This is a genomic window from Ruegeria sp. CDSC042, assembly GCF_059610745.1.
The window spans coordinates 221,202-245,300 of sequence record NZ_JBXWOF010000004.1 but is presented as its reverse complement, the minus strand read 5'-3'; the positions used below and the strand labels follow the sequence as shown (position 1 = coordinate 245,300).

Genomic DNA, 24,099 nt, shown 5'->3' with positions numbered 1-24,099 from the left:
TAGTACCAATGACCCATCACGTCGATGTCCATGTGGGCAAACGCGTCAGGCATCGCCGCTGGCTGATTGGCATGACCCAACAGCAGTTGGCACAGCAAGTTGGTATCAAGTTTCAGCAAATCCAGAAATATGAAACCGGTGCCAATCGAATCAGCGCGTCTCGTCTTTGGGACATTGCCGAGGCATTGGATGTTCCGGTCAGTTTCTTCTTTGAAGGCCTGGAAGAGGTCGAGAAAGGAAGCTCGGATAAGAAATCGGTACCTGCAGACCTTATGGGCGACAAAGAGGCCCTGGATCTCGTCCGCTCTTACTATGCCATACCGGAAAACCAGCGTCGCCGCTTGTTCGAGCTTGCGCGCGTTCTGAGTGATGTTGCCTGATTTCGCGGGTTGACTCTGATCCTGACGGAACGCACGGGTAGCGTATGGATAAGATGTCGCTGAGTGATCTTGAAGTAGCTGAAGAAATGGCCGACGCGGCGCGTGCGGCCATTCTTCCTTTTTTCAGGCAGTCTAATCTTGAGACTTCGAATAAGCTGGATCAGGGATTTGATCCGGTCACTGTCGCCGACCGCGCAGCTGAAAAAGCTATGCGCGCGGTTTTGGCCCGACATCGGCCCCAAGATGGAATATTTGGCGAGGAATATGGGCAGCACGAGGGGCAAAGTGGCCGCACCTGGGTTCTGGATCCGATCGACGGCACCCGAGGGTTTATCAGCGGGACACCGACATGGGGGGTTCTGATAGCGCTTAGCACGCAGGACGGGCCAATCATGGGGATCATCGACCAGCCGTATATCGGGGAACGCTTCATCGGCTCAGCGGATATCGCGCGAAGCCATGGTCCTACGGGCGATATGTCCCTGAAGACCCGTTCAACACCTTCTCTGGACCAAGCGATTCTGTTCACGACCTTCCCCGAGGTCGGCGCGTTGGAAGATCGTGCCGGGTTTGAGGCTGTGTCACAGCACGTGCGCCTGACCCGCTATGGAATGGATTGCTATGCTTATGCTCTGCTTGCAGCGGGTCAGGTGGATTTGGTGATCGAAGCAGGTCTGAACGCCTATGACATTCAGGCGCCAATCGCCGTGATCCAGGCCGCCGGCGGTATCGTCACCGACTGGCAGGGCGGCCCCGCCCATGAAGGTGGTCGGGCTCTGGCAGCGGCAAACCCGCAGATCCACGCGGCGGCGCTGGAAATCCTGCGCAACTTCTAAAAACTGTTGCGGCGGACTGGCGGGCCGATTAGCCTTAATCCGGCTGGTTCTTGTGCCCGTTTTCCGCCAGCTTTTGCACTCCATGCATGAAACGGGCTATGCAAGGAGAGCAAGATGACTGATATCCTCATCAAAAATGCACACACGATCCTGACCATGGATGACCAGCGCCGTGAACTTTCTGGCGCGGATATTCTGATCCGAGATGGACAGATCGAACAGATCGGCCACGGGTTGCAGGCAACCGCAGAGATCCATAATGCAAGCGGATGTGTGGTTACGCCCGGCCTCGTGAACACGCACCACCATCTGTACCAGACCCTGACCCGCGCCGTGCCTGGCGGGCAGGATGCGCTTTTGTTCGGATGGCTGAAAACGCTCTATCCGATCTGGTCGCGATTTGGCCCCGAAGAGATGTTCGTATCCGCCCAGATCGGTTTAGCCGAGCTGGCGTTGACGGGATGTACGCTCAGTTCTGATCACCTGTATCTATACCCCAACGGCGCGCGTCTGGATGACACCATTGCTGCGGCGGCTGAGGTCGGCCTGCGGTTCCACCCAACGCGCGGCGCGATGAGTATTGGTGAAAGCGATGGCGGCCTGCCACCGGATGCTCTGGTCGAGGCCGAAGCAGATATTCTCGACGACATGATCCGCGTGGTTGACGCGTTTCACGACCCTTCCGAGGGTGCAATGTGTCGCGTCGGGCTGGCCCCGTGTTCGCCGTTCTCGGTCAGTCGCGATTTGATGCGGGACACGGCCATTCTGGCCCGCGACAAGGGCGTCATGCTGCATACCCATCTGGCCGAGAATGACGAGGATATCGCCTATTCGCAGGAACAATTCGGCTGCCGCCCCGGTCAATATGCCGAGGATTTGGGCTGGACCGGGTCAGATGTTTGGCACGCCCATTGCGTGAAACTGGACGGGGCAGAGATTGATCTGTTTGCCCGGTCCCGGACTGGCGTGGCCCACTGTCCCTGTTCGAACTGCCGGTTGGGCTCGGGGATAGCACCGGTAAGGTCGATGCGAGATAGTGGCGTGCCTGTGGGTCTTGGCGTCGATGGGTCGGCCAGCAATGACAGCGGCAATCTGATCCTCGAGGCGCGGCAGGCCATGTTGTTGCAGCGTGTCGCCAGCGGTGCCGATGCCATGTCCTCACGTGAGGCGCTTGAAATTGCCACGCGGGGTGGGGCGGATGTCTTGAACCGACCTGATTGCGGCCGTCTGGCTGTCGGAAAGCGTGCCGATATAGCCATTTGGGATACGCGCGGCATCGAAAGCGCGGGCAGTTGGGATCCGGCAGCCCTGTTACTTGCCGGTCCGACGAGGGTAAAGCACCTGTTTGTCGAAGGCCGTCAGATCGTGCGGGACGGGCAGATCGCAACGCTGGATCTGCCCCGGGTGATTGAACGGCAGAACCGATTGGCCCTTGCCTTGCAATCCTAGGTCCTGACAGGTTGACCTGCGATCCAAACCTCGGCAATCGCCCTGTCATCGCCCATCATGATGGTGGGAAAGAGGGCCTCCCACAGGTCATCGGCGCAGGCCTCGCGCTGAGCTATGGCCGGGGTGGAGGCGAGATCGAGCACGATCAGGTCGGCCTCCATTCCCGGGGCGATATTGCCGATGCTGTCATCCAGCCTCAGCGTTCGGGCCGACCCTATGGTGCCCAGCCACAGCAGTTGCGCGGCATGCAGCGGCGTTCCGCGCAGTTGTCCGATCTCATAGGCCGATGCCATCGTGCGCAGCATCGAGAAACTTGAACCGCCACCAGTATCCGTTGCCAGACCAACCCGGTGTCCGTCGCGCATCAACCCTGCCATGTCGAACAGGCCTGACCCGATAAAGGTGTTTGAGGTCGGACAATGGATCAACGCAGCGTCGACCTCACGCAGTCGGTCGCGTTCACGTGCCTCAAGGTGGATGACGTGGCCATACAGGCCGTTGGGGCCCAGCAGGCCGAACTTTTCATAGGTGTCCAGATAATCGCGGGCGTCGGGAAACAGCTCGCGTACCCAGGCAATTTCATCAGTCTGTTCGCTGAGATGGGTTTGCATCAGGCAATGGGGATGCTCTGCCCATAATGCGCCCATGGCCTCTAGTTGTTCGGGTGTGGAGGTGGGTGAGAAACGCGGCGTAATCGCATAGGACAGGCGGTCGATCCCGTGCCATTTCTCAAGCAAAGTCTGGGATTGGTCATAGGCAGTTTGCACGGTATCTCTCAGGCCATCGGGTGCGTTGCGATCCATGCAGGTTTTGCCCGCAACCACACGTTGACCGCGTTGTTTGGCCGCAAGGAAAAAGGCATCAACACTCTCGGGATGGATGGTGCAATAGCTGCACATCGTGGTGGTGCCGTGTGCCGCTGTCAGGTCCAGATACCGGTTGGCAATCTCAGAGGCATAGGCTGCATCCCCGAATTTCATCTCTTCGGGGAAGGTATAGGTGTTCAGCCAGTCGATCAGGCGTTTGCCCCAACTGGCGATCATGGCGGTCTGCGGATAATGCACATGCGCATCAACAAATCCTGCAAGGATCACGTGCTGACCATGATCCACGACTTTTGCCTCGGGGTGGGCATTGTGCAGACTGTCGGCATCCGATACGCTGGAAATCCGACCGTTTTCGATCAGAACCGCTTCGCTGATTTTGACAGCCTCGGTCGGTTCGCCCTCGAACGGGGTGCCAGTGAAACTCAGGACACGCCCTTTCAGCAGCGTTTTTTGCGCCATACTCATTCATCTCCGCCTGTCTGGGACTGCGAAACAGCATAGGGGCAGGAAAGTTGTCGGTAAATCGGCGCATTGTCATTGTTTTCCGGTAGCTGCTTCTTCTATTTAGGGGCCAATGGGCGAACAGAGCGGGGGCAGATATGACAACAGGTATTAACGAACCCGTAAGTGAGCCGACTTCTGATGATGACGCTTATGCACTGGATCGTCGAACGGTAGCATCCATTCTGTATGCAGTTGATGTTGATGACCGCGACAAGCTGGTCGAATTGATGGACCCGCTGCACGCTGCCGACATCGCCGACCTTCTGGAACAGATCAACCCCTATGACCGCGCCCGGTTGATCCGTCTGTATGACAAAGAGTTCGACGGCGATATTCTGTCTGAACTGGACGAAGGTGTCAGGGAAGAAGTTATTGAAGTCCTGCGTCCCGATGTTCTGGCGGATGCCGTACGCGACATGGAAAGCGACGATGTCGTCGATCTGCTGGAAGACCTTGAAGAGCCGCAGCAAGAAGCCATCCTGGGTGCGCTGGAGGATTCCGAACGGATCGCGGCCGAACAGGCGTTATCCTACCCGGAAAACTCGGCCGGACGGCTTATGCAACGCGAGGTCGTCATGGCGCCCGAGCATTGGACAGTTGGGCAGGCCATTGACTTTATGCGTGCCAATGACGGACTGCCAGAACAATTCTACCATTTGGTTCTTGTTGATCCGCGGCTGAAGCCAACAGCACAGGTAACACTGGGCAAACTCATGGCCACCCGGCGCGAGGTGCCTCTGCACGAAATTGCCGAAGAAGAGTTCTATACCATTCCCGTCGATCAGGATGAAGAGGACGTGGCCTATGCGTTCAATCAGTACCACCTGATCTCGGCCCCAGTGGTGGATGGTGACGGACGGCTTGTTGGTGTGATCACCATTGATGACGCGATGGTGGTGCTGGATGAGGAATACGAAGAGGATATGTTGCGCCTAGCCGGTGTCAGCAACGAAAGCTCGCTGTCCGACAGTGTGGCCGCGACCAGCAGGCGACGCCTGCCATGGTTGGCGGTAAACCTGTGTACTTCGATCTGCGCCTCGCTGGTGATTTCCCAGTTCGAGGCGGCGATTGATCAGTTGGTGGCGTTGGCCATTCTGATGCCGATTGTGGCCTCGATGGGGGGCAATGCGGGGACACAATCGCTGACCGTCGCAGTGCGAGCCCTGGCAACGCGCGACCTGACAGGTGCGAACGTGATGCGGGTGATCCGACGGGAACTGCTGGTGGGCATGTTGAACGGGCTGTGTTTTGCCACCGTTCTGGGCGTGGTGGGAATGTATTGGTTCGGCTCGCCGTTGCTGGGTGTCGTGATTGGCTCCGCTCTGGTCGTGAACATGGTGATCGCAGGCTTTGCAGGTACGGTAGTACCGGTCGTGCTGGACCGGATGGGTGTTGACCCGGCGCTGGCGTCAGGAACCTTTGTGACGACAACGACGGATGTCATGGGATTCTTTATCTTTCTTGGGCTTGCCAGCGTGGTGCTATTGTGACCGATCTGACCGAAATCAAAGCTGCCGCGCGCAAGGCGGCCTTTGCCCGGCGCAAATCTGCGTTTGATGCAAATCCGCCCGGTGCCGCCGGGCGACTGTCTGAAATTCTGGCCGGGCACCGCGGAGTACCCCTGTCGGGTTATATGCCCATCCGGACCGAGAGTGACCCGCTGCCCGCCATGGCCGAGGCGTCCGCTTATGGCCCGGTTGGTGTGCCGGTTATTCAGGCGGCCGGGCAGCCGTTGAAATTCTCTCGCTGGACGCCCGAAGGCAGGCTGAAGGATGGTCCGTTTGGCGCCAAAGTGCCCGAGGTCGATGACTATTTCGATCCCGAAATTCTAATCGTTCCGCTGGTGGCATTCGATGCAAATGGGGGGCGTCTGGGTTATGGGGGCGGGTTCTATGACCGGACATTGGAAGGGCTGCGCGCGAAACGCCCGACTCTGGCCATCGGTTTTGCCTTCGATGCGCAAGAAGCAGACGGGCTGCCGCTGGAATCGACGGATCAGCCGCTTGATATGGTAGTAACTGAAAGCCGTGTGTTGACCTTTTAACGAAGGTATCAGCCCTGGTTTTTAGCGCGAAAATATTCCCAGGCATTTTTTTCGGTGCCATCAGGCAATATGCACACGCCGGTCTGGCCATTCTCTCCGTCCCGAATTTCATACCGCCCACCGCTGTCGATGCAATAGATGGCCGAGGGGTTTGGCAGCTGTGGGTTTGAGTTGACCGCTTGCTCTTCCGAGCAGGCAGCAAGCGTGGCACAGACACCAAAGGTCAGACCGATCCGAAACATAAAGAATCTCCTAAATAAAGAGTTTTGCCGTTCATTGGGTCAGCTTAACGGCTTGTACTTGCGAATTGCCACACTTAGACGGTTTCTATGAGGATACTTTTTCTGGGTGACGTTATGGGCCGCGCTGGACGCGCGGCTGTTCAGCAACATCTGCCACGTCTGCGCGACGAATGGCGGCTGGATTTCGTGGTGATCAATGGTGAGAATGCCTCGAACGGAATGGGTTTGACCGGGGATCATGCCAAGCTGCTGTTAGATGCAGGGGCGGATTGTCTGACGCTGGGCGACCACGCTTTCGACCAGAAGGACATGTTGCAATTCATTGAGAGCGAACCGCGCATTGTGCGCCCCGTTAACTTTGCTAAGGGTGCTCCGGGGCGCGGGCATCGTCTCTATACCGCCCCTGGCGGGCGCAAGGTTCTGGTTGTACAGGTGCTTGGGCAGGTCTTTATGAAGCGGCCCTTCGATGATCCGTTCTCGGCCATCGAGCCAATTCTGAAGTCACACCCGCGCGGCGGTCAGGCGCAGGCGATCATCGTTGATATGCATTGCGAGGCCACATCCGAAAAGATGGCGATGGGGCATTATTGCGACAAGCGCGCCAGCCTCGTGGTTGGAACCCATACGCATGTTCCAACCGCGGATGCGCAGATCCTTCCGGGGGGAACAGCCTATCTGACCGATGCCGGGATGTGCGGGGATTACGATTCTGTCATTGGTATGGAAAAGCTAGAACCGATGCGCCGGTTCATCACCGGGATGCCCAAGGCGCGGTTTACGCCTGCAAATGGCGAAGCAACGCTAAGCGGTGTGTTCGTGGAAACCGATGATCGCAATGGTCAGGCAAAATCCGTGCAAATGGTGCGCGTTGGGGGTCGCTTGCAACAAGCCGGGCCGCAATAGCGCGACGTTGGGCTTGCCCTGCTGCCCGCAATACGGGAAACTGCCCGACGGGCGCGCAAGCTGGGCCAGGGTTCGGACTGAATACCACGAATGCAATTTCTTCAACTGACAGAAACGGGCAGCGCGATCGTGGCGCTATTGGTTGTCGCAGGCATGTTTGTCATGTTCCTGCGCGAGGCTTACCCGACCGAGGTTGTCGCCATCGCGGGTGTTGCCCTGATGCTGGTGACCGGTATCCTGCCCTATCAAAGCGCGTTGGCAGTTCTGTCCAATCCTGCGCCATGGACGATTGCGGCGATGTTCATCGTCATGGGGGCTCTGGTCAGAACCGGGGCATTGGATTCCTTTACCGCAACTGCGCAGAAACAGGCACAGGTTAACCCGCGTATCGCGATTGCCATGCTAATGGGGTTTGTGGTTCTGGCCTCGGCGGTGGTGTCAAACACACCCGTGGTCGTCGTGATGATCCCGGTTTTTGTACAGATTGCCCGCACGTTGAACGTGCCGGCCTCGAAATTGCTGATCCCGCTCAGCTATGCTGCCATCATGGGGGGGACGCTGACACTAATCGGCACCTCGACCAACCTGCTTGTGGATGGTGTCGCGCGATCTCAGGGTCTGGCTGCATTCACGATTTTCGAAGTCACGCCCTTGGGCATCGCAGTGGTGATCTACGGCATGATCTATCTGCGCTTTGTTGCGCCGCGTCTGCTGCCGGAACGCGACAGCATGGCCTCGCTTCTCAGTGATCGCTCTAAGATGAAGTTCTTCACCGAGGCCGTCATCCCGCCCGACAGCAACCTGGTCGGGCGCGAGGTGACAGGGGTGCAACTGTTCAAACGCCCCGGCGTCCGTCTGATCGACGTGGTCAGAGGGGACGAGTCGCTGCGGCGCAACCTCAAGGGTGTGACGCTCGAGGTTGGGGACCGCGTGGTTCTGCGAACCGAGATGACCGAGTTGCTGAGCCTGCAAAGCAACAAAGAGTTAAAGCGTGTTGATCAGGTTTCTGCGGTCGAGACCAAAACGGTCGAAGTGCTGATCACACCGGGGTGCCGTATGGTTGGGCGAACGCTGGGCGTGATGCGCCTGCGCCGCCGCTATGGTGTCTACGTTCTGGCGGTACATCGGCGGAACCAGAATATCGGTCGTCAACTAGACGACCTCGTGGTGCGGGTCGGGGATACTCTGCTGTTGGAGGGATCACCTGCCGATATCCAGAAGCTTGCCGCTGATATGGATATGGTCGACGTGACACAGCCCTCGGCGCGTGCGTTCCGCCGCAATCACGCTCCGGTGGCGATTGGCGCACTTATCGGGATCGTCGTATTGGCTGCTTTAGGTGTGGCGCCAATTCTGCTGCTGTCCATTCTTGCGGTCGCTCTGGTTCTGGTCACCCGCTGCATAGACGCGGATGAGGCGTTTTCCTTTATCGAAGGGCGACTTCTGGCATTGATATTCTCGATGCTGGCCATCGGGGCCGCGCTTGATAAGTCCGGGGCGGTTTCCCTGATCGTCGATGCAATCGCACCTGGGCTTAGTGCGCTGCCACCGTTCCTGATCGTTTGGGCCATCTATGTTTTGACCTCGGTGCTTACCGAACTCGTCTCCAATAACGCCGTTGCGGTAGTGGTCACGCCGATCGCAATCGGGTTGGCGCAGGCCGTCGGCGTAGACCCAAGGCCGCTGGTAGTTGCGGTGATGTTGGCGGCATCTGCATCCTTTGCGACACCAATCGGATATCAGACCAACATGATGGTCTATGGTCCGGGGGGATATCGGTTTGTCGATTTCATGAAGGTTGGCATCCCCTTGAACCTGACGGTTGGGCTGCTTGCTTCGTTGCTTATTCCGATCATCTGGCCGTTGTGACACCGGCGCGAACCCGCCGGTTTTGCGCTGACGGTCTTGTAAAGGCTGATCCAGACACAATCTTTTCCTCTAGAACTTGGACGAAAGGACGGGATTATGCCTTTTCCAAAATTTGGTCAGTTGATCGTAATGGGTGCGATTATGGTGGCGCTGATTGGCAGCGATGTATCGGCTGGTTCGGTGACCGGTACCGCCTCCTATCGCGAACGGATTGCCGTACCTGAAGACGCGACGCTTTATATCGAGCTGCAGGATATATCGCTTGCGGATGCGCCAGCGGTAACGCTGGCTGCGCAGCGCTACGTGCTGAGCGGGGTGCCTGCCGAGTTTGAACTGACCTATGATGATGCTCTGATCCGTGACGGGATGACCTATGCGGTGCGGGGGGCAATATATCGTGGGTCACAACTGCTGTTTACGACCGACACGGTGTATCCGGTCCTGACCAATGGTGCGCCGGATACAGCCGACCTTTTGTTGGTCAAGACTGGCGGCCCCACGTCGGCGGGGCTGGAAAACACAAGCTGGACGGCGATTGGTGTGGATGGGGCCGTGCTGAACAGCGAACGCGCCCCGCAGCTTGAGTTTGCGCAAGGCGGTGCCTTTAGCGGCTCAGGCGGTTGCAACCGGTTCACCGGGCAGGCCGAGATATCGGGCACTTCGCTGACGTTTCCAGACAATATTGCGGCCACTTTGATGGCCTGCCCGCCCGAGATGGAGCAGGTCGAGGATCAGTTCTTTGCCGCCCTGCAAAACGTGGTGTCCTATGCGGTGGCGGGCGATAGCCTTGCGCTGCTGGACAGCGCAGGCGACCCGGTTCTGAAATTCATACGCACGCAGTAATCAGGCCACAGCGCGCGACCGTCCTGCGTTGCGCCCGGAAAAGATGCAGCCGCCCAGAAATGTGCCTTCCAGCGCGTTGTATCCGTGATAGCCGCCGCCGCCGAAACCGGCGACCTCTCCTGCGGCGAACAGCCCGGGAACGACCTGACCGTTTGCACCGATCATCTGACTGTCGAGGTTGGTCTGCAAACCGCCCAGCGTTTTGCGCGTCAGCATGTGAAGTTTGACCGCGATTAGCGGCCCATTGGCAGGATCAAGGAACTTGTGTGGTTTGGCGGTGCGGATCAACCTGTCACCCCGATAGTTGCGGGCCGCCAGAATAGCCGCCATCTGCGCGTCCTTGGTAAACGGGTTGTCGACCTGTGAGTCCCGCGCTTCGATCTGGGCGCGCAAATGCGCCTCATTGATCAGATCGCCACCCAGTTGGTTCATGCCGCTGACCAGTTCGGTCAGAGTGTTGGCAACGATGAAATCTTCCCCGTGTTGTTTGAAGGCCTCGACCGGCGCGGTGGCTTGAGATCCTGACAAAATGCGCTGACGGATAACCTCTTTCCAGCTGCCCGAGGTGAAATCCGGGTTCTGTTCCGACCCGGAGAGCGCAAATTCCTTTTTGATGACTTTCTGCGTCAGTACAAACCAGCTGTATTCATAACCGGTCTTCAGGATCTCTTTCAGCGTGCCCAACGTGTCGAACCCCGGCAAACAAGGGGGCAACAGACGATTGCCGCGCGCGTCAAACCACATAGAGCTTGGGCCGGGCAGGATACGAATTCCGTGCGATGGCCAGATCGGGTTCCAGTTTTTGACGCCCTCGGTGTAATGCCACATCCGGTCGCCGTTGATCACATGTCCACCGGCCTTTTCGCTGATGGGGATCATGCGGCCGTCAACGTGGAACGGCACGCCCGCGATCATGTCTTTGGGTGGTTCGCCCAGGCGGTCGCGCGGCCAGTTCTTGCGCACCATTTCGAAATTGCCACCAATACCGCCCGAACTGACGATGACCGAAGGAGCATAGACCTCGAATTCCCCAACCTCTTCTCGGTTGGTCTTGGCGCCATGCGCGGCTGCGTCCTCAGCCAAGACCTCTCCCGAGACGCCTTTGGCACAGCCGTTTTGCATAATGATATGGCTGACTTGGTGGCGGAACTTCAGCTGGATCAGGCCTGTGCTGACATGTTCGCGCACGCGACGGATGAAATGTTCCAGAACACCAGGGCCGGTGCCCCATGTGATGTGGAACCGAGGTACCGAATTGCCATGCCCATCGGCATAAGAACCGCCACGTTCGGCCCATCCAACCACAGGAAACCATCGCAGCCCCATATCGTGCAGCCAGGGCCGCATTTCACCGGCGGCGAATTCGACATAGGCCTCGGCCCATTTGCGGGGCCAAGCGTCTTCTTCGCGGTCAAACTGCGCGCTGCCCTGCCAGTCACGCAAGGCCAGTTCGTGGCTGTCCCTGATGCCCATCCGGCGCTGTTCCGGCGTGTCGACCATGAACAATCCACCGAGGCTCCAGAACGCCTGACCGCCGAGGAAATGACCGGGTTCCTGATCCAGTATGATCACCTTTTTTCCGCGGTCGCCTAGCTCGGCCGCGGCCGCAAGCCCAGCCAGCCCAGCCCCAACGACAATGGCATCTGCGGTGTTATTGGACATGTTTTTTCCTCTCAGCTGCGGCGCAGCCAGGCGATAAATGGCAGGGCGACGACATACATCAAGATACCATAGACGGCCGATGGCAGAGCAAGAGGGCTTAGCCCGTTTTCCGTGCTGGTAATCAGCGCTGCCAATGTGATGCCAAGAGTCGAGTTTTGGATGCCAGTTTCGATCGAGATCGTCTTGCTCTCGTTCCATGACAGGTTCACGGCGCAGGCCAGTCCCAGCCCGATCAGCAGCAGCGCAATGTTCAGGGTGATCAACGCCGACCCCATCAGCCCCAAATTTTCGACGAACATTTCCCAGTTCCCGGCCAGCGCGGCGAGAACGATCAGGACGAAAAGAATCGAAGCCAGTTTGGACAGAGGGGCATCGACCCGTTCTGCGAATCCTTTTGCGAAATGCCGTATACTGACGCCGATAGCGACGGGCAGGGTGGTTATCAGGAACATCGCTATGGCGAGGCCGGTGATCGAGACCTCGGGTGCGTCCTCGCCCATGAAGTGATTGATCGACCAGGCGGCCAATACGGGTACCGTCACCATCGACAGCAAGCTGATGATGGCTGTCAGGCTGACGGAAAGAGCGACATCACCCTTGGCCAGTTTAGTCAGGATATTGCTGGTAACACCGCCGGGGCAAAAGCTGAGGAGCATAACACCGACTGCAATTTCCGGTGGCAGTGCAAAGAGTTTGACCGTTGTAAATGCCGCAATGGGAAGCAAGATCACCTGGCAGAACGCCCCTATCGCAAAAGGGTATCGTCTGCTGACAACCCGGCGGAAATCGGCGATCTCAAGCCCGACACCCAAGGACAGCATGATTATGGCCAACGATAGTGGCAGGCCGACATTAATAAGCAGATCCAACTACAACTCCTCCCAAAGCCGTTCGGACCAGCGTAAGCGAGGGTCAAAGCCGCAGGCAACCGCGCCGTAGGGTCAGCCGTAGCGTTGGGCGAACCTGCGCAGGATTTCACCGGGCAGAGTGACATTGGCGGCGTGGCAAATGTCGATCAGACGCTGAGCATCTTCGGGCGGGAAATAGCCGTGGTGTTTGTAGATGGTGATACGTTCTTCAAAGTCGCGGGCATCAGCCTCGGGGTGGAACTGTGTGGCATAGACATTCTGGCCCCAGCGGATCATCTGGAACGGGCAAGGGTCCGAGGCAAGCAGATGCACGCACCCTTCTGGCAGGGATTGCACAGCCTCTTTATGGCCCACAAAAGCATCAAAACTCTGACCCAGCCCCGAGATCAGTGGATCGGTCGCACCGTCCTCTGTCACGTGGCAGGTTGAGGGGCCGACGGGCTCTCCGAACTGGTCTTTACTGACATCGCCACCCAGATGCGCGGTAAGAATACCCAGCCCATAGCAGCACCCCATGAACGGATGATCGCGCGCGGTGATCTGCGGCATCAGGCCCATGATGGCGGCTTCGGTGCGGGCATCCGTCGGCGATTTTGTCGCCGGATCGTCGCTGACACAGCCGGGGCCGCCGCCGACGATCACTCCAGCATAGTCGGTCACGTCCAAGCCGTCGGGCAGGTCTTCACAATCCAACCGGATGCGATGGGTCTGTTCAGAACTCAAGCCGGTCTTGTCCAAAATCGAGGCATATTCGGCATCGGACGCATCGGTTTCCGGGCGTAACTGCAGGATCAGAAATTGTTTCATGGAACGGCTCTTACCCGTCACAGCGGCCAGAACACAAGGATGGCGGGTATCGAAACCGCAATGATCAGGATTTCCAGCGGCAGGCCCATGCGCCAGTAGTCTCCGAACCGATAGCCACCCGGACCCAGAACCAGCGTGTTGTTCTTATGCCCGATAGGCGTCAGGAACGCAGCCGAGGCTGCAACGGCGACCGTCATCAGAAACGGGTCGGGGGAAACCTCAAGCGTGCGGGCCATCTGAATGCCGACCGGGGCCGCCACAATCGCCGTGGCGGTGTTGTTCAACACGTCCGACAGGGTCATGGTGACCACCATCAGAACGGTCAGAATAGCCCATGCAGGCAGGCCGTTAGTTAACTGGATCAGCGCATTGGCGATCAGTTCGGTGCCGCCCGAGGTTTCCAGTGCGCTCCCCAGGGGGATCATCGAGCCCAGCAAAACGACCACCGGCCATTCGATGTGAGTATAGAGATCTGCGATTGGCATGATCTTGGTCAGCACATAGGCAACCACAACCAGCCCCAATGCGACCGGCAGGTAGATCAGCCCAACACTGGCTGCCAGTACCGCGGTGGCAAACAGGCCAATCGCAAGCCAGGCCTTTTCATTGGCGGTGACGTTCAGACCGCGTTGGGCCAGCGGTAGGCATCCCAGCCATTCGGTCACATCGGCGCTGCGATCACGCGGGCACAGCAACAACAGGATGTCGCCAGCCTCAACCTCGGTTTTGCGGACCTGTTCGGTGATGCTGCGGCCCTGGCGCGAAATGCCCATCAAAACGGTGCTCTGCCGCCATGCCAATCCCAACCCCTGCGCCGTACGCCCGGTGATGCGGGCGTTTTCGGTCACGACAACCTCGACGACTTCCAGCCCGTCGCCTTCAGCGGTCAGAAGCTCCTGCCGACGTGTGTCCGAAAAATCCAGCTTCAGCGCCGCGCGGAATTCATCCAGCGCCTCGGGGCGGGCTTCAAGCACCAGCGCGTCACCCTGATTCAGTGTTGCATGGGCCGACCGGCCATAGCGGCGCTTGCCGTCGCGGATCATGCCGATGATGGCGACGTCGGATTTCTCGGCATCTTCATAAAGCTCGCTGACCCGTTTGCCGATCAACGGCGATTCCGGTGGGACGGTCAGTTCTGCGATATATTCGGCCAGCGCCTCAGAGGTTTCGGTTTGCGGTCCCCGGTTCGGAATCAATCGCCAGCCCACCAGTGAGACAAAGGCTAGCCCGGCAATCGCAGCAATGCCACCCACAGGGGCGAAATCGAACATACGAAAGGGCTCGCCCAAAGTTTCTGCGCGGATTGAGGCGATGATGATGTTCGGTGGCGTGCCAATCAGGGTCGCCATCCCACCCAGAATTGTTGCAAAGCTGAGCGGCATTAGGGTCAGGCCGACGGCTCGTCCGGCTTTTCGTGCGGTCTGAATGTCGACCGGCATCAACAGGGCCAAGGCAGCGACGTTATTCATGAAGGCGGACAGAACAGCCCCGATACCGCCCATCAAGGCGATATGGGCCCCAAGGCCGCGTGACGCGTCAACCAGGGATCGCGTGATCAAGAATACCGCACCGGACCGGACCAGCCCGGCCGAAACGACCAGAACCAGCGCGACGATGATGGTCGCCGAGTGACCAAAACCGGCAAAAGCGTCATCGACGGGCACGACACCCAACACCACTCCGATCAGAAGCGCGGAAAACGCAACAAGATCATAGCGAAACCGCCCCCAAAGCAGCATTCCGAATACAGTGGCAAAGAGAGCGAAAAGTATGATCTGATCTGTCGTCATACCGCCAACATACTCGCAGAAGAAGCCGTCGCAAGCCGGTCTCTTGATCCCATGGCCCGCAAACGTCTATATGGGCGCCAAATACGCAATCACTATCACGAGGACGCACCATGGCAGGCCACTCCAAATGGGCCAATATCCAACACCGCAAGGGACGTCAGGACGCCGCGCGGTCCAAACTGTTTTCCAAGCTGTCAAAAGAGATCACTGTTGCCGCTAAGATGGGCGACCCCGACCCCGACAAGAACCCGCGTCTGCGTCTGGCGGTGAAAGAGGCCAAGTCAAACTCGGTCCCCAAAGACGTGATCGACCGGGCGATCAAGAAATCGCAGGCAGGCGACGGCGACGAATACGAAGAAATCCGGTATGAAGGCTATGGCCCCAACGGCGTGGCCGTCATCGTCGAGACGATGACCGACAACCGGAACCGGACCGCATCGACTGTGCGCTCGACCTTTTCCAAGAATGGCGGCAATCTTGGCGAGACAGGTTCCGTCGGCTTTATGTTCGAACGCAAGGGTGAAGTGGTCTATCCAGATACGGTTGGTGATGCCGACACCGTGTTCGAAGCGGCCATTGAGGCAGGCGCGGAAGATGTTGAAAGCTCGGACGAAGGTCATATCATCTGGTGCGCCGACACCGATCTGAACGACGTCTCGAACGCGCTCGAGGCCGCGCTGGGTGAAACGGAATCCACCAAACTGGTTTGGAAGCCAAGCACCACGACCGAGCTGGGGCTTGAGGATATGCAAAAGCTGATGAAGTTGGTGGATGCGCTGGAAGATGATGATGACGTTCAGCGCGTCACAACCAATTTCGAAGCCTCGGATGAGGTGATGGCGCAGCTTTGATCTGCCCCGCATCTTGAGATTTGGAAACCCGGCCGTCAGGCCGGGTTTTTTGTTGGTTGGAGGATAGGGCTATTGGCCGATCAGGTTCGAACCCATAGGCTGGGTCGAATAGCTGAAGCAGTGAGTCAAAGAGCAGATGACCGAACCTCAATTTGATTTGGCCAAACGCAATGTGCCTGTTTTGACCGGGCAGAGTATTCTGTCCCAGGTCGCCTGGACCCTTGGCAGCCCGTCCATTGTCTTGCCGTTTCTTGCGGTTTCGCTGGAACTCCCGATGTTCATCGCCGGCGCGCTGGTTTCAATCCGCATGGTCGGCAGCATGATCGCCGACGTGTTTCTGGCCCAGGTCATTGCGCTGCGCGAACAGAAGAAACGCAGCATCGCGATGACCGAAGTATTGATCGGGGCCTGCCTTGTCATGGCTCTGGCGGCGGCCGCGACGGGCAGTCTCGTGTTCACGGCCACAGCCTTTATCGCCGCATTTTTTTTGATCGGTCTCGTGGGTGAGATCCAGACATTGCTGCTTACTGACCTGCTGGGCGCGCACGTTCAGTCCAGGTCACGGATGATCATGCGATATCTGCAGTTAGGCGCCGGCGGATTGGGCGCAATCGGTCTTGTTCTGTTGGTCCATCAAATCACGCTGGGCAACCCTCCGTTTGCGCGCCATTCGGTTGTGATCGGAGTTGCAGTGGTGTTTTTTCTGTTGTCTGGCCTATCAATCCTGGCGATGTCCGAAGTTCCGCATCAGAAAATTTCCACAGCGCCTGAGGACGAAAGCAAAAGACATTGGTCCGAGTATTTCACCGATATTCTGGCGATGTTCAACCAGACCTGGTTCCGGCGCTATATGGTCATGCGCCTTCCGATTGTGGTTGTCAGTCTATCGGTTCCGTTCTTTGCCCTGATGGCGGCCGAGGCACATCACAGTTCGGCCAAAGGTCTTACCGCAATGATCATTTCGTCGGCCTCTGGATATCTGGTCTCTGCGCCTTTGTGGCAGTTTGTTAACCTGAAATCCCACCGGGCGGTCATGGTATCCGGAACTCTGATGGTGGCCTTGACCGGAGCAGGGCTGCTGACGGTCCATTACCTCCATATCGGTCATCAGGTGCACACTTATGCGGTTGCCCTGTTTGTGGTGACCGTGGCGGTAACAGGCATCAGCAGTGCCCGAAAGTTGTATTTTCTGGATATCGCCCCGTTTGATCAGCGGGTCAAAGGGGCGGCAGCGGTGAAAAGCATCTCGCGGATTGTTGCGGTCATCGTGTCGGCGGCACTGGCTGGTCTGGCACATATGCAAGAGGTCTCGGCGGCGGTTTTGATCGTTGTCTTGGTCAGCCTGATCGCAGCTTTTGCCTGTTACCGGGTGGTGACGCCGATTCCTAAAGCGCCCGAGCCATCCTGATCGGCCAATCCTGTCTATCGTTGAATAAGCGCGTCGACAGCCGCGCGCTTTACAGCGGCGGTCAGCGGCGAAAGGGCCGAGGATAAGACACGCCCGACCTGCCAGGTCAGCGGAACATCAAGGGGCTTGTCTGGTATCAAGGGGCACAACAGGCCATCTGCCAAAGGCTTTTGTACCAACTCAATCGGGTTCATTCCCCACCCGATGCCGGCGATCGCTGCATCCACAAACCCGTGTGAGGATGGCAGGAAATGCGATGGCGGGGAAATGTGGTGCCCGAACTCTCTCGCAAACCAGGCTTTCTGAAGACCGTCCTTTTGATTGAAGGTCAGGCACGGTGCCATGGCAAGGCTGCTTTTGGTTACACCTTCCCGGAACCATTTATGCATAAAACCTGGGCTGGCCGTTGGAATATACCTGAAATCCCCAAGTGGATGGGCATCGCAGCCAGAGACCGGTTGCCCTCCGGTGGTAACAGCCGCGCTGACCTCACCGCGGCGCAACCAATCGGCCGAATGGTCCTGATCATCAATTACCAGATCGAACAGCAACTCATCTGTTTGGGCCATCGCAGCGATGAACCATGTGGCCAAACTGTCTGCGGGAATTGCAATGCGCACCTGGGTGGGGCCAGAGGTTCCCTCCAACGCAAGTTCACGGGCCAGCTGTGCCTCAAGCAGCCCGATATCCTCGGCGTATCTGGCAATGCGCAAGCCGGCGGGTGTCGCTGTGCAGGGCGCACCACGAGTGATCAGAGCGGCGCCTATCCGATCCTCTAATGACTTGATCCGCTGCGATATCGCCGAAGGCGTCACCGACAGCTCTGAGGCGGCGGCGTCAAAGCTTCCGTGGCGTAGAATGGCCGAAAGTGCGGCAAGGTGATTGGGATCCAGCAACATTAGCAGAGCTTAACCAGGTGTAACTTCTTTAATTTGATAAATCGACTGACTGGCTCTAGTCAATCAAATCGAACACAGGAGGTTTCATGTCCGCATCTCTGATTTCCGGATTCGCTCTGGGCTTTAGTCTGATTTTGGCCATTGGTGCGCAGAACGCCTTTGTCCTGCGTCAAGGGCTGCGCCGCGAACATGTTTTTGCCCTATGCCTGACCTGCGCCGTATCGGATGCCATTCTGATTGCGGCAGGGGTTGCCGGGTTCGGAACGCTTGCTCAGACTGCTCCTTGGTTCGAGCCGGTCATGCGCTATGGCGGGGCTGTGTTTCTGACCTGGTACGGGTTGCGCAGCCTGCTATCGGCCTGGCGCGGCGGGTCTTCCATGGATGTCAGTGAAGGGACACGTTCAAGTCTGAGGTCTGTCCTGCTGACCGTGCTGGCCTTCACCTGGTTGAATCCGCATGTCTATCTGGACACGGTGGTTCTGATCGGGTCGATATCTGCACAATATGATGACCGGTTGGCCTTTGCTATTGGAGCGATGCTGTCCAGCTTTGTCTTCTTCTTCTCGTTGGGCTACGGGGCAAGGATTCTGTCGCCGGTCTTTGCCCGCCCAAGGGCATGGCAGGTGCTGGATGTTGTTATCGGTTTTGTCATGCTGGCGATTGCGGTCAAGCTGGTGGCGATCTGAGGTCTTGTTCCCACCTGTGTTTCGGTGTTGAACCGTTAACATGACAACTCAACCTAACACCTATCGGCCATTGGCGGGAATGTTCTGGATGTTTTCCGCCGGTCTGTCCTTTGTTGTCATGACTGCGCTCGTCAAATCTCTGGGCACCTCCATGGACCCGATACAGGCCGCATTTCTGCGCTTTGTCTTTGGGTTGGTGTTCCTACTGCCAGCGTTAAGGCTGATCGTTACGACACCTCTGACACGTAGGCATCTGACACTGTTCGGCATCCGCGGGGTGGTTCACGCCATTGCCGTGATGCTGTGGTTCTTTTCCATGACCCGAATTCCGTTGGCCGAAGTCACGGCCATGAACTACATGACGCCAGTCTATGTCACATTGGGTGCTGTGCTGTTTCTAGGCGAGAAACTAGCCTTCCGCCGGATTGCCGCCATTGGTGTCGCATTGATCGGTGTCGCAATTATTCTCCGACCTGGGTTTCGGGATATCTCGGTTGGTCACGTGACCATGTTGGGGACTTCGTTGACGCTTGGTGCATCCTACCTGCTGGCCAAGATGCTGGTGCGAGATCTGCCGCCCTCGGTCGTGGTTGCACATATGTCGATATGGGTGACGATGGCGCTGATACCTTTCGCCATTGCCGTGTGGTCCCCGCCAAGTCTCCATGATTTGGGTGTGCTGTTTCTGGTTGCCTGTTTTGCCACACTTGGACACTATCTGATGACCTTGGCCCTGCAGGCCGCCCCCGTAGCAGTGACGCAGCCCGTCACATTCTTACAGCTGATCTGGGCCACGCTGGTTGGGGCGTTGGTTTTCCACGAAAGCGTAGATTTGTGGGTGGTCGCCGGGGGCACGCTGATTCTGTTGGCAGTCAGTTTTATTGCCTGGCGCGAGGCCGTGTTGAACCGCAGCAGCCTGACGACCCCCAGTATTGCACCTAAACTTTAGCCGATTTCGGCCGAAAAAACGTTATTAATTGACGAGTCAATAAAAATCTCCTAGCGTTTTTCTATCAAAAGCAGTTGAGGGGTACGGATGCCGAAACTCGGAATGGAGCCAATCCGCCGTGATGCGATCGTAAAGGCAACGATTGCTGAGCTCGGGTCGAAAAAATCCCTCGATGTAACCGTCAGCCAGATCGCTAAGCGGGCTGGCATGTCCAGCGCGCTGGCACATCACTATTTCGGCGGTAAAGATCAGATTTTTCTGGCAGCGATGCGTCGCATCCTGTCGGATTTCGGGGCAGAGGTCCGGTCCGAACTGAAAGCAGCCACGCCAAGTGGACGCGCGCAGGCGATCATCCGGGCATGCTTTGCCCCATCCTGTTTCACGCCGGATGTGACGGCAGCGTGGATGACGTTCTACGTTCTTGCGCAGACCAATGACGACGCTCTGCGATTGTGGCAGATTTATCAGGCCCGTATCCGGTCGAACCTGGTTTATGCGCTTCGCCCGCATTTGGCCGATCCGGTTGAGGCGGCCGGGAACATGATCGCCTTGATCGACGGACTTTATATCCACGCCGCGCTGAGCGCCCCGGAAGAACCGCAACTGGCTGTAAACCACGCGATGCGCGTGCTCAGCACCTTGCTCGAGGCTGAGAAATGACAAAACCTAATATTTTGATCCTGATGGTGGATCAGTTGAACGGGACCCTTTTTCCTGACGGTCCTGTCGATTGGCTGCATGCGCCAAACCTGAAAAAGCTGGCCGAACGATCCACGCGATTTGCGAATGCCTATACGGCGTCGCCCCTGTGCGCGCCGGGTCGGGCCAGTTTTATGTCCGGTCAGTTGCCGTCGCGCACTGGTGTCTATGACAATGCCGCCGAGTTTGGCAGTGATATTCCGACATATGCCCACCATCTGCGCCGTGCAGGGTACTATACCTGTCTGTCGGGCAAGATGCATTTCGTCGGGCCCGATCAGTTGCACGGGTTTGAAGATCGCCTAACCACCGACATCTACCCCGCCGATTTCGGCTGGACCCCGGACTACCGTAAACCAGGCGAGCGGATTGACTGGTGGTATCACAATATGGGTTCGGTCACGGGCGCAGGTGTAGCCGAGATTTCCAACCAAATGGAATATGATGACGAGGTGGCCTATAACGCCAAGTCCAAGCTATACGATCTGGCCCGTGGCAAGGACGACCGTCCATGGTGCCTGACTGTAAGCTTTACCCACCCGCATGATCCCTATGTTGCACGTCGCAAATACTGGGACCTGTACGAAGATTGCGAGCACCTTCTGCCCGAGATTGCCGACCTTGGTTATGATAATCAGGACCCGCATTCGAAACGGATTTTTGACGCCAATGACTGGCGCAGCTTTGATATCACTCAAGAAGATACCCGCAAATCACGCCGCGCCTATTTCGCCAATATCTCGTATCTGGACGACAAGGTCGGCGAGATACTCGAGGTGCTGGAAACCACGCGGCAAGAGGCGATCATCCTGTTTGTCTCGGACCATGGCGATATGCTGGGTGAGCGCGGGCTGTGGTTCAAGATGACTTTCTACGAAGGGTCATCCCGCGTCCCGCTGATGATCTGTGCACCCGATCTGCCAGCGGGCCGGATCGACGCTCCGGTTTCGACCATAGATGTGACGCCGACTTTGGGCGCTCTGGCCGGTGTCGATATGGAAGAGATCGCGCCCTGGACAGATGGCGAAAACCTTGTGCCGCTGGCCAAGGGTCACGAACGCAGTGCGCCGGTCGCAATGGAATATGCGGCCGAGGCCTCTTATGCGCCACTGGTGTCCTTGCGCTATGGCAAATGGAAATACAACCGATGTGCGCTAGACCCTGATCAACTGTTCGACCTCGAGGCGGACCCTTCCGAGTTGGAGAATCTCGCAGACAGGCCAGAGCACGCCGGAACGTTGCAGACCTTGCGTGCCAAGTCCGATGCCCGTTGGGATCTGGATCGGTTCGACGCCGAAGTTCGCGCCAGCCAGGCGCGTCGCTGGGTCGTGTACGAGGCGTTGCGCCAGGGCGGGTATTATCCGTGGGACTACCAGCCCCTGCAGAAAGCATCTGAGCGGTACATGCGTAACCACATGGATCTGAATATCGTCGAGGAAAGCCAACGCTTTCCACGCGGAGAGTAACAACCCGAATTAACAAGACCCTCTCCGGTCAGGCAGAGATTTTTCGATGAAAAATCTTGGCTCCGGTTGAGAATGGAGACCCGAAAATGGAAGCAGATTTCGTCATCGTCGGCGCAGGTTCCGCAGGCTGCGCGATGGCATATCGTTTGAGTGAGGCCGGTGCCTCGGTTCTGGTGATCGAGCATGGCGGTACCGACATGGGCCCGTTTATCCAGATGCCCGCCGCGCTAAGCTATCCGATGAACATGTCGCGCTATGACTGGGGCTATCAATCCGAGCCTGAGCCGCATCTGAACAACCGCCGTCTGGCCTGCCCGCGAGGGAAGGTGATTGGTGGGTCCTCTTCGATCAACGGAATGGTTTATGTGCGCGGCCACGCCCGGGACTTCGATACCTGGGCCGAGATGGGCGCGGATGGTTGGTCTTATGCGGATGTTCTGCCGTATTACAAACGGATGGAGACCTGGCATGACGGCGGTCATGGTGGTGATTCCGCGTGGCGGGGCACTGACGGGCCGCTGCATGTGTCGCGGGGCCCGCGTGCGAACCCGCTGTTCCAGGCCTTTGTCGATGCGGGCCAGCAAGCCGGGTATGAAATCACGGGCGACTATAACGGTGAAAAGCAAGAAGGCTTCGGCCCGATGGAGCAGACCGTCTGGAAAGGGCGGCGCTGGTCGGCGGCAAATGCTTATCTGCGGCCTGCGCTCAAGCGCGAGAACTGTGATATCGTGCGCGGTCTGGCGACCCGGATTGTTCTGGAAAACGGAAGCGCTGTTGGTGTTGAACTGATCCGTGGCGGCAAGACAGAGGTCATCCGCGCCCGCCGCGAAGTGGTCATCGCAGCCTCGTCCATCAATTCGCCGAAACTTTTGATGCTGTCTGGAATCGGCCCGGCTGCGCATTTGGCTGAGCAGGGGATCGGAGTTGTTGCAGACCGTCCGGGGGTTGGCGCAAATCTACAGGACCATTTGGAGCTGTATATCCAGCAAGCCTCGCTTCAGCCGATCACGCTCTACAAACACTGGAACCTGGTCAGCAAAGGCCTGATCGGGGCGCAATGGCTGTTCACCAAGACCGGCCTTGGTGCCTCGAACCAGTTCGAAAGCGCGGCCTTCATCCGATCAAGGCCGGGTGTCGAATACCCCGACATCCAGTACCACTTCCTGCCGATGGCGGTGCGCTATGACGGGCAGGCTGCGGCCGAGGGGCACGGGTTCCAAGCACATGTGGGTCCGATGCGATCGGAATCACGGGGTGCTGTGACATTGCGCTCGGCTCGACCCGAGGACGCACCTGTCATCCGGTTCAATTACATGAGCCAGGAAAAAGACTGGGAGGAGTTCCGCACCTGTATCCGCCTGACGCGAGAGATTTTCGGGCAAGAGGCGTTCAGACCCTTTGCCGGGAAAGAGATTCAGCCCGGTGCTGCGGTACAAACAGATGAAGAGTTGAACGCCTTTATCGCTGAGCATGCCGAAAGTGCCTATCATCCCTGCGGCACCTGCAGGATGGGACGGGCGGATGACCAGAACGCGGTTGTCGACTCCGAAGGCCGGGTGATCGGCGTGGATCGGCTGCGTGTGGCGGACAGTTCGATCTTTCCGCAAATCACCAACGGCAACCTTAATGCGCCGTCGATCATGGTGGGCGAGAAAGTCTCGGATCATCTGCTGGGCAAAGATCCGTTGCCCAAAGCCAATGATCAGCCTTGGATTCATCCGCTATGGTCCTCGGCGCAGCGCTGATTTGATCCGCGTCAAAGCGGGGGGAGTGGGACCAATATAGACTTGAATCGCAACGCATTTTCTAAGGAGCGAACAGGAATGTCCCACACCCCGCACGAATTGGCCGAAGAGTTTCCCGACAAGGTCGAATTGATCAGTCAGCTTAAACAGTCCGATGCGCATTTTTCTCGTCTGGCTGAAGAGTATCATGAGGTCAATCGTATCGTGCACCGCGCGGAAACTAACGTCGAGCCGATGGAGGACCTTGCCGAAGGCGAGCTGCGCAAGAAACGCGCCGCACTGAAGGATGAGATCTGGGCGATTTTGTCGAGCGCTTAAGGGTTGGGCGGGGGCATTGCCCCCGTTTCGGCTGGCCGCGGTTTTAGGCCGGG

23 protein-coding genes are annotated in these 24,099 nt (G+C 57.9%); 16 read left to right on the top strand and 7 right to left on the bottom strand.

The annotated features are described in order from the left end of the window. Positions 1–8: 8 nt before the first annotated feature. The 3 genes from AC2FHX_RS10995 to AC2FHX_RS10985 all read left to right on the top strand — a co-directional run bounded on the left by AC2FHX_RS10995 (position 9) and on the right by AC2FHX_RS10985 (position 2,665). A complete protein-coding gene (locus AC2FHX_RS10995; RefSeq protein WP_142636749.1) occupies positions 9–380 on the top strand; it encodes a helix-turn-helix domain-containing protein in 372 nt (123 codons plus the stop codon). A 44-nt stretch (positions 381–424) separates the two neighbouring features. Beyond that, positions 425–1,216, top strand: coding sequence for a histidinol-phosphatase (gene hisN, locus AC2FHX_RS10990; RefSeq protein WP_496701595.1), 792 nt, complete (start codon positions 425–427; stop codon positions 1,214–1,216). Positions 1,217–1,330: 114 nt separating this feature from the next. Beyond that, positions 1,331–2,665 (top strand): 8-oxoguanine deaminase, encoded by a 1,335-nt coding sequence (locus AC2FHX_RS10985; RefSeq protein WP_496701597.1) that lies wholly within the window; start codon positions 1,331–1,333, stop codon positions 2,663–2,665. Here AC2FHX_RS10985 and guaD read toward each other — a convergent pair. Continuing rightward, entirely contained in the window at positions 2,662–3,951 is a 1,290-nt protein-coding gene (guaD, locus tag AC2FHX_RS10980; RefSeq protein WP_496701812.1) for a guanine deaminase, read from the bottom strand. The two genes, AC2FHX_RS10985 and guaD, sit on opposite strands and share 4 nt — an antisense overlap. Positions 3,952–4,091: 140 nt before the next feature. Between guaD and mgtE the strand changes: the two genes are divergently transcribed. Both mgtE and AC2FHX_RS10970 read left to right on the top strand, forming a co-directional pair. Then, positions 4,092–5,486: a magnesium transporter gene (gene mgtE / locus AC2FHX_RS10975; RefSeq protein ID WP_496701598.1), complete on the top strand. Its 1,395-nt coding sequence runs from the start codon at positions 4,092–4,094 to the stop codon at positions 5,484–5,486. Beyond that, positions 5,483–6,040: a 5-formyltetrahydrofolate cyclo-ligase gene (locus AC2FHX_RS10970; protein WP_142636757.1), complete on the top strand. Its 558-nt coding sequence runs from the start codon at positions 5,483–5,485 to the stop codon at positions 6,038–6,040. The genes mgtE and AC2FHX_RS10970 overlap by 4 nt, the downstream gene beginning before the upstream one ends. 8 nt (positions 6,041–6,048) lie before the next feature. Here the strand turns inward: AC2FHX_RS10970 and AC2FHX_RS10965 are convergent, their stop codons facing one another. Then, positions 6,049–6,282, bottom strand: coding sequence for a putative hemolysin (locus AC2FHX_RS10965; RefSeq protein WP_142636759.1), 234 nt, complete (start codon positions 6,280–6,282; stop codon positions 6,049–6,051). A gap of 87 nt (positions 6,283–6,369) precedes the next feature. Between AC2FHX_RS10965 and AC2FHX_RS10960 the strand changes: the two genes are divergently transcribed. The 3 genes from AC2FHX_RS10960 (at position 6,370) to AC2FHX_RS10950 (ending at position 9,897) form a co-directional block, all read left to right on the top strand. After that, positions 6,370–7,185, top strand: a complete 816-nt coding sequence (locus tag AC2FHX_RS10960) for a TIGR00282 family metallophosphoesterase (RefSeq protein WP_142636761.1) — start codon at positions 6,370–6,372, stop codon at positions 7,183–7,185. A 90-nt stretch (positions 7,186–7,275) separates the two neighbouring features. After that, the gene (locus tag AC2FHX_RS10955) at positions 7,276–9,054 is read left to right on the top strand and encodes an SLC13 family permease (RefSeq protein WP_496701600.1); all 1,779 of its coding nucleotides are present in this window, start codon (positions 7,276–7,278) and stop codon (positions 9,052–9,054) included. Positions 9,055–9,150: 96 nt separating this feature from the next. Then, complete coding sequence (locus AC2FHX_RS10950; RefSeq protein WP_496701602.1) at positions 9,151–9,897, top strand: YbaY family lipoprotein; 747 nt, start codon at positions 9,151–9,153, stop codon at positions 9,895–9,897. Here AC2FHX_RS10950 and AC2FHX_RS10945 read toward each other — a convergent pair whose 3' ends face one another. The 4 genes from AC2FHX_RS10945 to AC2FHX_RS10930 form a co-directional block, all read right to left on the bottom strand. Continuing rightward, the gene (locus AC2FHX_RS10945) at positions 9,898–11,559 is read right to left on the bottom strand and encodes an FAD-binding dehydrogenase (RefSeq protein WP_496701604.1); all 1,662 of its coding nucleotides are present in this window, start codon (positions 11,557–11,559) and stop codon (positions 9,898–9,900) included. 11 nt (positions 11,560–11,570) lie between these two features. Then, a complete protein-coding gene (locus AC2FHX_RS10940) occupies positions 11,571–12,428 on the bottom strand; it encodes a bile acid:sodium symporter family protein (protein ID WP_271949427.1) in 858 nt (285 codons plus the stop codon). Positions 12,429–12,500: 72 nt separating this feature from the next. Beyond that, entirely contained in the window at positions 12,501–13,235 is a 735-nt protein-coding gene (locus AC2FHX_RS10935; RefSeq protein WP_271949429.1) for a glutamine amidotransferase, read from the bottom strand. A 17-nt stretch (positions 13,236–13,252) separates the two neighbouring features. Then, a complete protein-coding gene (locus tag AC2FHX_RS10930; protein WP_271949431.1) occupies positions 13,253–15,025 on the bottom strand; it encodes an SLC13 family permease in 1,773 nt (590 codons plus the stop codon). Positions 15,026–15,135: 110 nt separating this feature from the next. Between AC2FHX_RS10930 and AC2FHX_RS10925 the strand changes: the two genes are divergently transcribed. Continuing rightward, positions 15,136–15,876 carry a YebC/PmpR family DNA-binding transcriptional regulator gene (locus AC2FHX_RS10925; protein WP_142636775.1) on the top strand — a complete coding sequence of 247 codons (741 nt, stop codon included), beginning with the start codon at positions 15,136–15,138 and terminating at the stop codon, positions 15,874–15,876. Between the two features lie 136 nt (positions 15,877–16,012). Then, positions 16,013–17,284 (top strand): permease, encoded by a 1,272-nt coding sequence (locus tag AC2FHX_RS10920; RefSeq protein WP_496701607.1) that lies wholly within the window; start codon positions 16,013–16,015, stop codon positions 17,282–17,284. 14 nt (positions 17,285–17,298) lie between these two features. Here the strand turns inward: AC2FHX_RS10920 and AC2FHX_RS10915 are convergent, their stop codons facing one another. Then, positions 17,299–18,183 carry a LysR family transcriptional regulator ArgP gene (locus tag AC2FHX_RS10915; RefSeq protein ID WP_281972729.1) on the bottom strand — a complete coding sequence of 295 codons (885 nt, stop codon included), beginning with the start codon at positions 18,181–18,183 and terminating at the stop codon, positions 17,299–17,301. Between the two features lie 86 nt (positions 18,184–18,269). Here AC2FHX_RS10915 and AC2FHX_RS10910 point away from each other — a divergent pair, with 86 nt between their 5' ends. From AC2FHX_RS10910 to AC2FHX_RS10885, 6 genes are all read left to right on the top strand, one after another. Continuing rightward, positions 18,270–18,869, top strand: a complete 600-nt coding sequence (locus AC2FHX_RS10910; RefSeq protein ID WP_496690941.1) for a LysE/ArgO family amino acid transporter — start codon at positions 18,270–18,272, stop codon at positions 18,867–18,869. Between the two features lie 40 nt (positions 18,870–18,909). After that, on the top strand, positions 18,910–19,818 hold the full coding sequence (locus tag AC2FHX_RS10905) for a DMT family transporter (RefSeq protein ID WP_496689676.1): 909 nt from the start codon (positions 18,910–18,912) through the stop codon (positions 19,816–19,818). Between the two features lie 87 nt (positions 19,819–19,905). Beyond that, positions 19,906–20,478: a choline-binding transcriptional repressor BetI gene (betI, locus tag AC2FHX_RS10900; RefSeq protein WP_271949443.1), complete on the top strand. Its 573-nt coding sequence runs from the start codon at positions 19,906–19,908 to the stop codon at positions 20,476–20,478. Continuing rightward, complete coding sequence (gene betC / locus AC2FHX_RS10895; RefSeq protein WP_496701609.1) at positions 20,475–21,983, top strand: choline-sulfatase; 1,509 nt, start codon at positions 20,475–20,477, stop codon at positions 21,981–21,983. Before betI ends, betC begins: the two co-directional genes overlap by 4 nt. Positions 21,984–22,069: 86 nt before the next feature. Continuing rightward, complete coding sequence (betA, locus tag AC2FHX_RS10890) at positions 22,070–23,728, top strand: choline dehydrogenase (RefSeq protein WP_496690940.1); 1,659 nt, start codon at positions 22,070–22,072, stop codon at positions 23,726–23,728. A gap of 78 nt (positions 23,729–23,806) precedes the next feature. Further along, positions 23,807–24,046 (top strand): HP1242/YdcH family protein, encoded by a 240-nt coding sequence (locus AC2FHX_RS10885; RefSeq protein WP_496701611.1) that lies wholly within the window; start codon positions 23,807–23,809, stop codon positions 24,044–24,046. Positions 24,047–24,099: the final 53 nt, after the last annotated feature.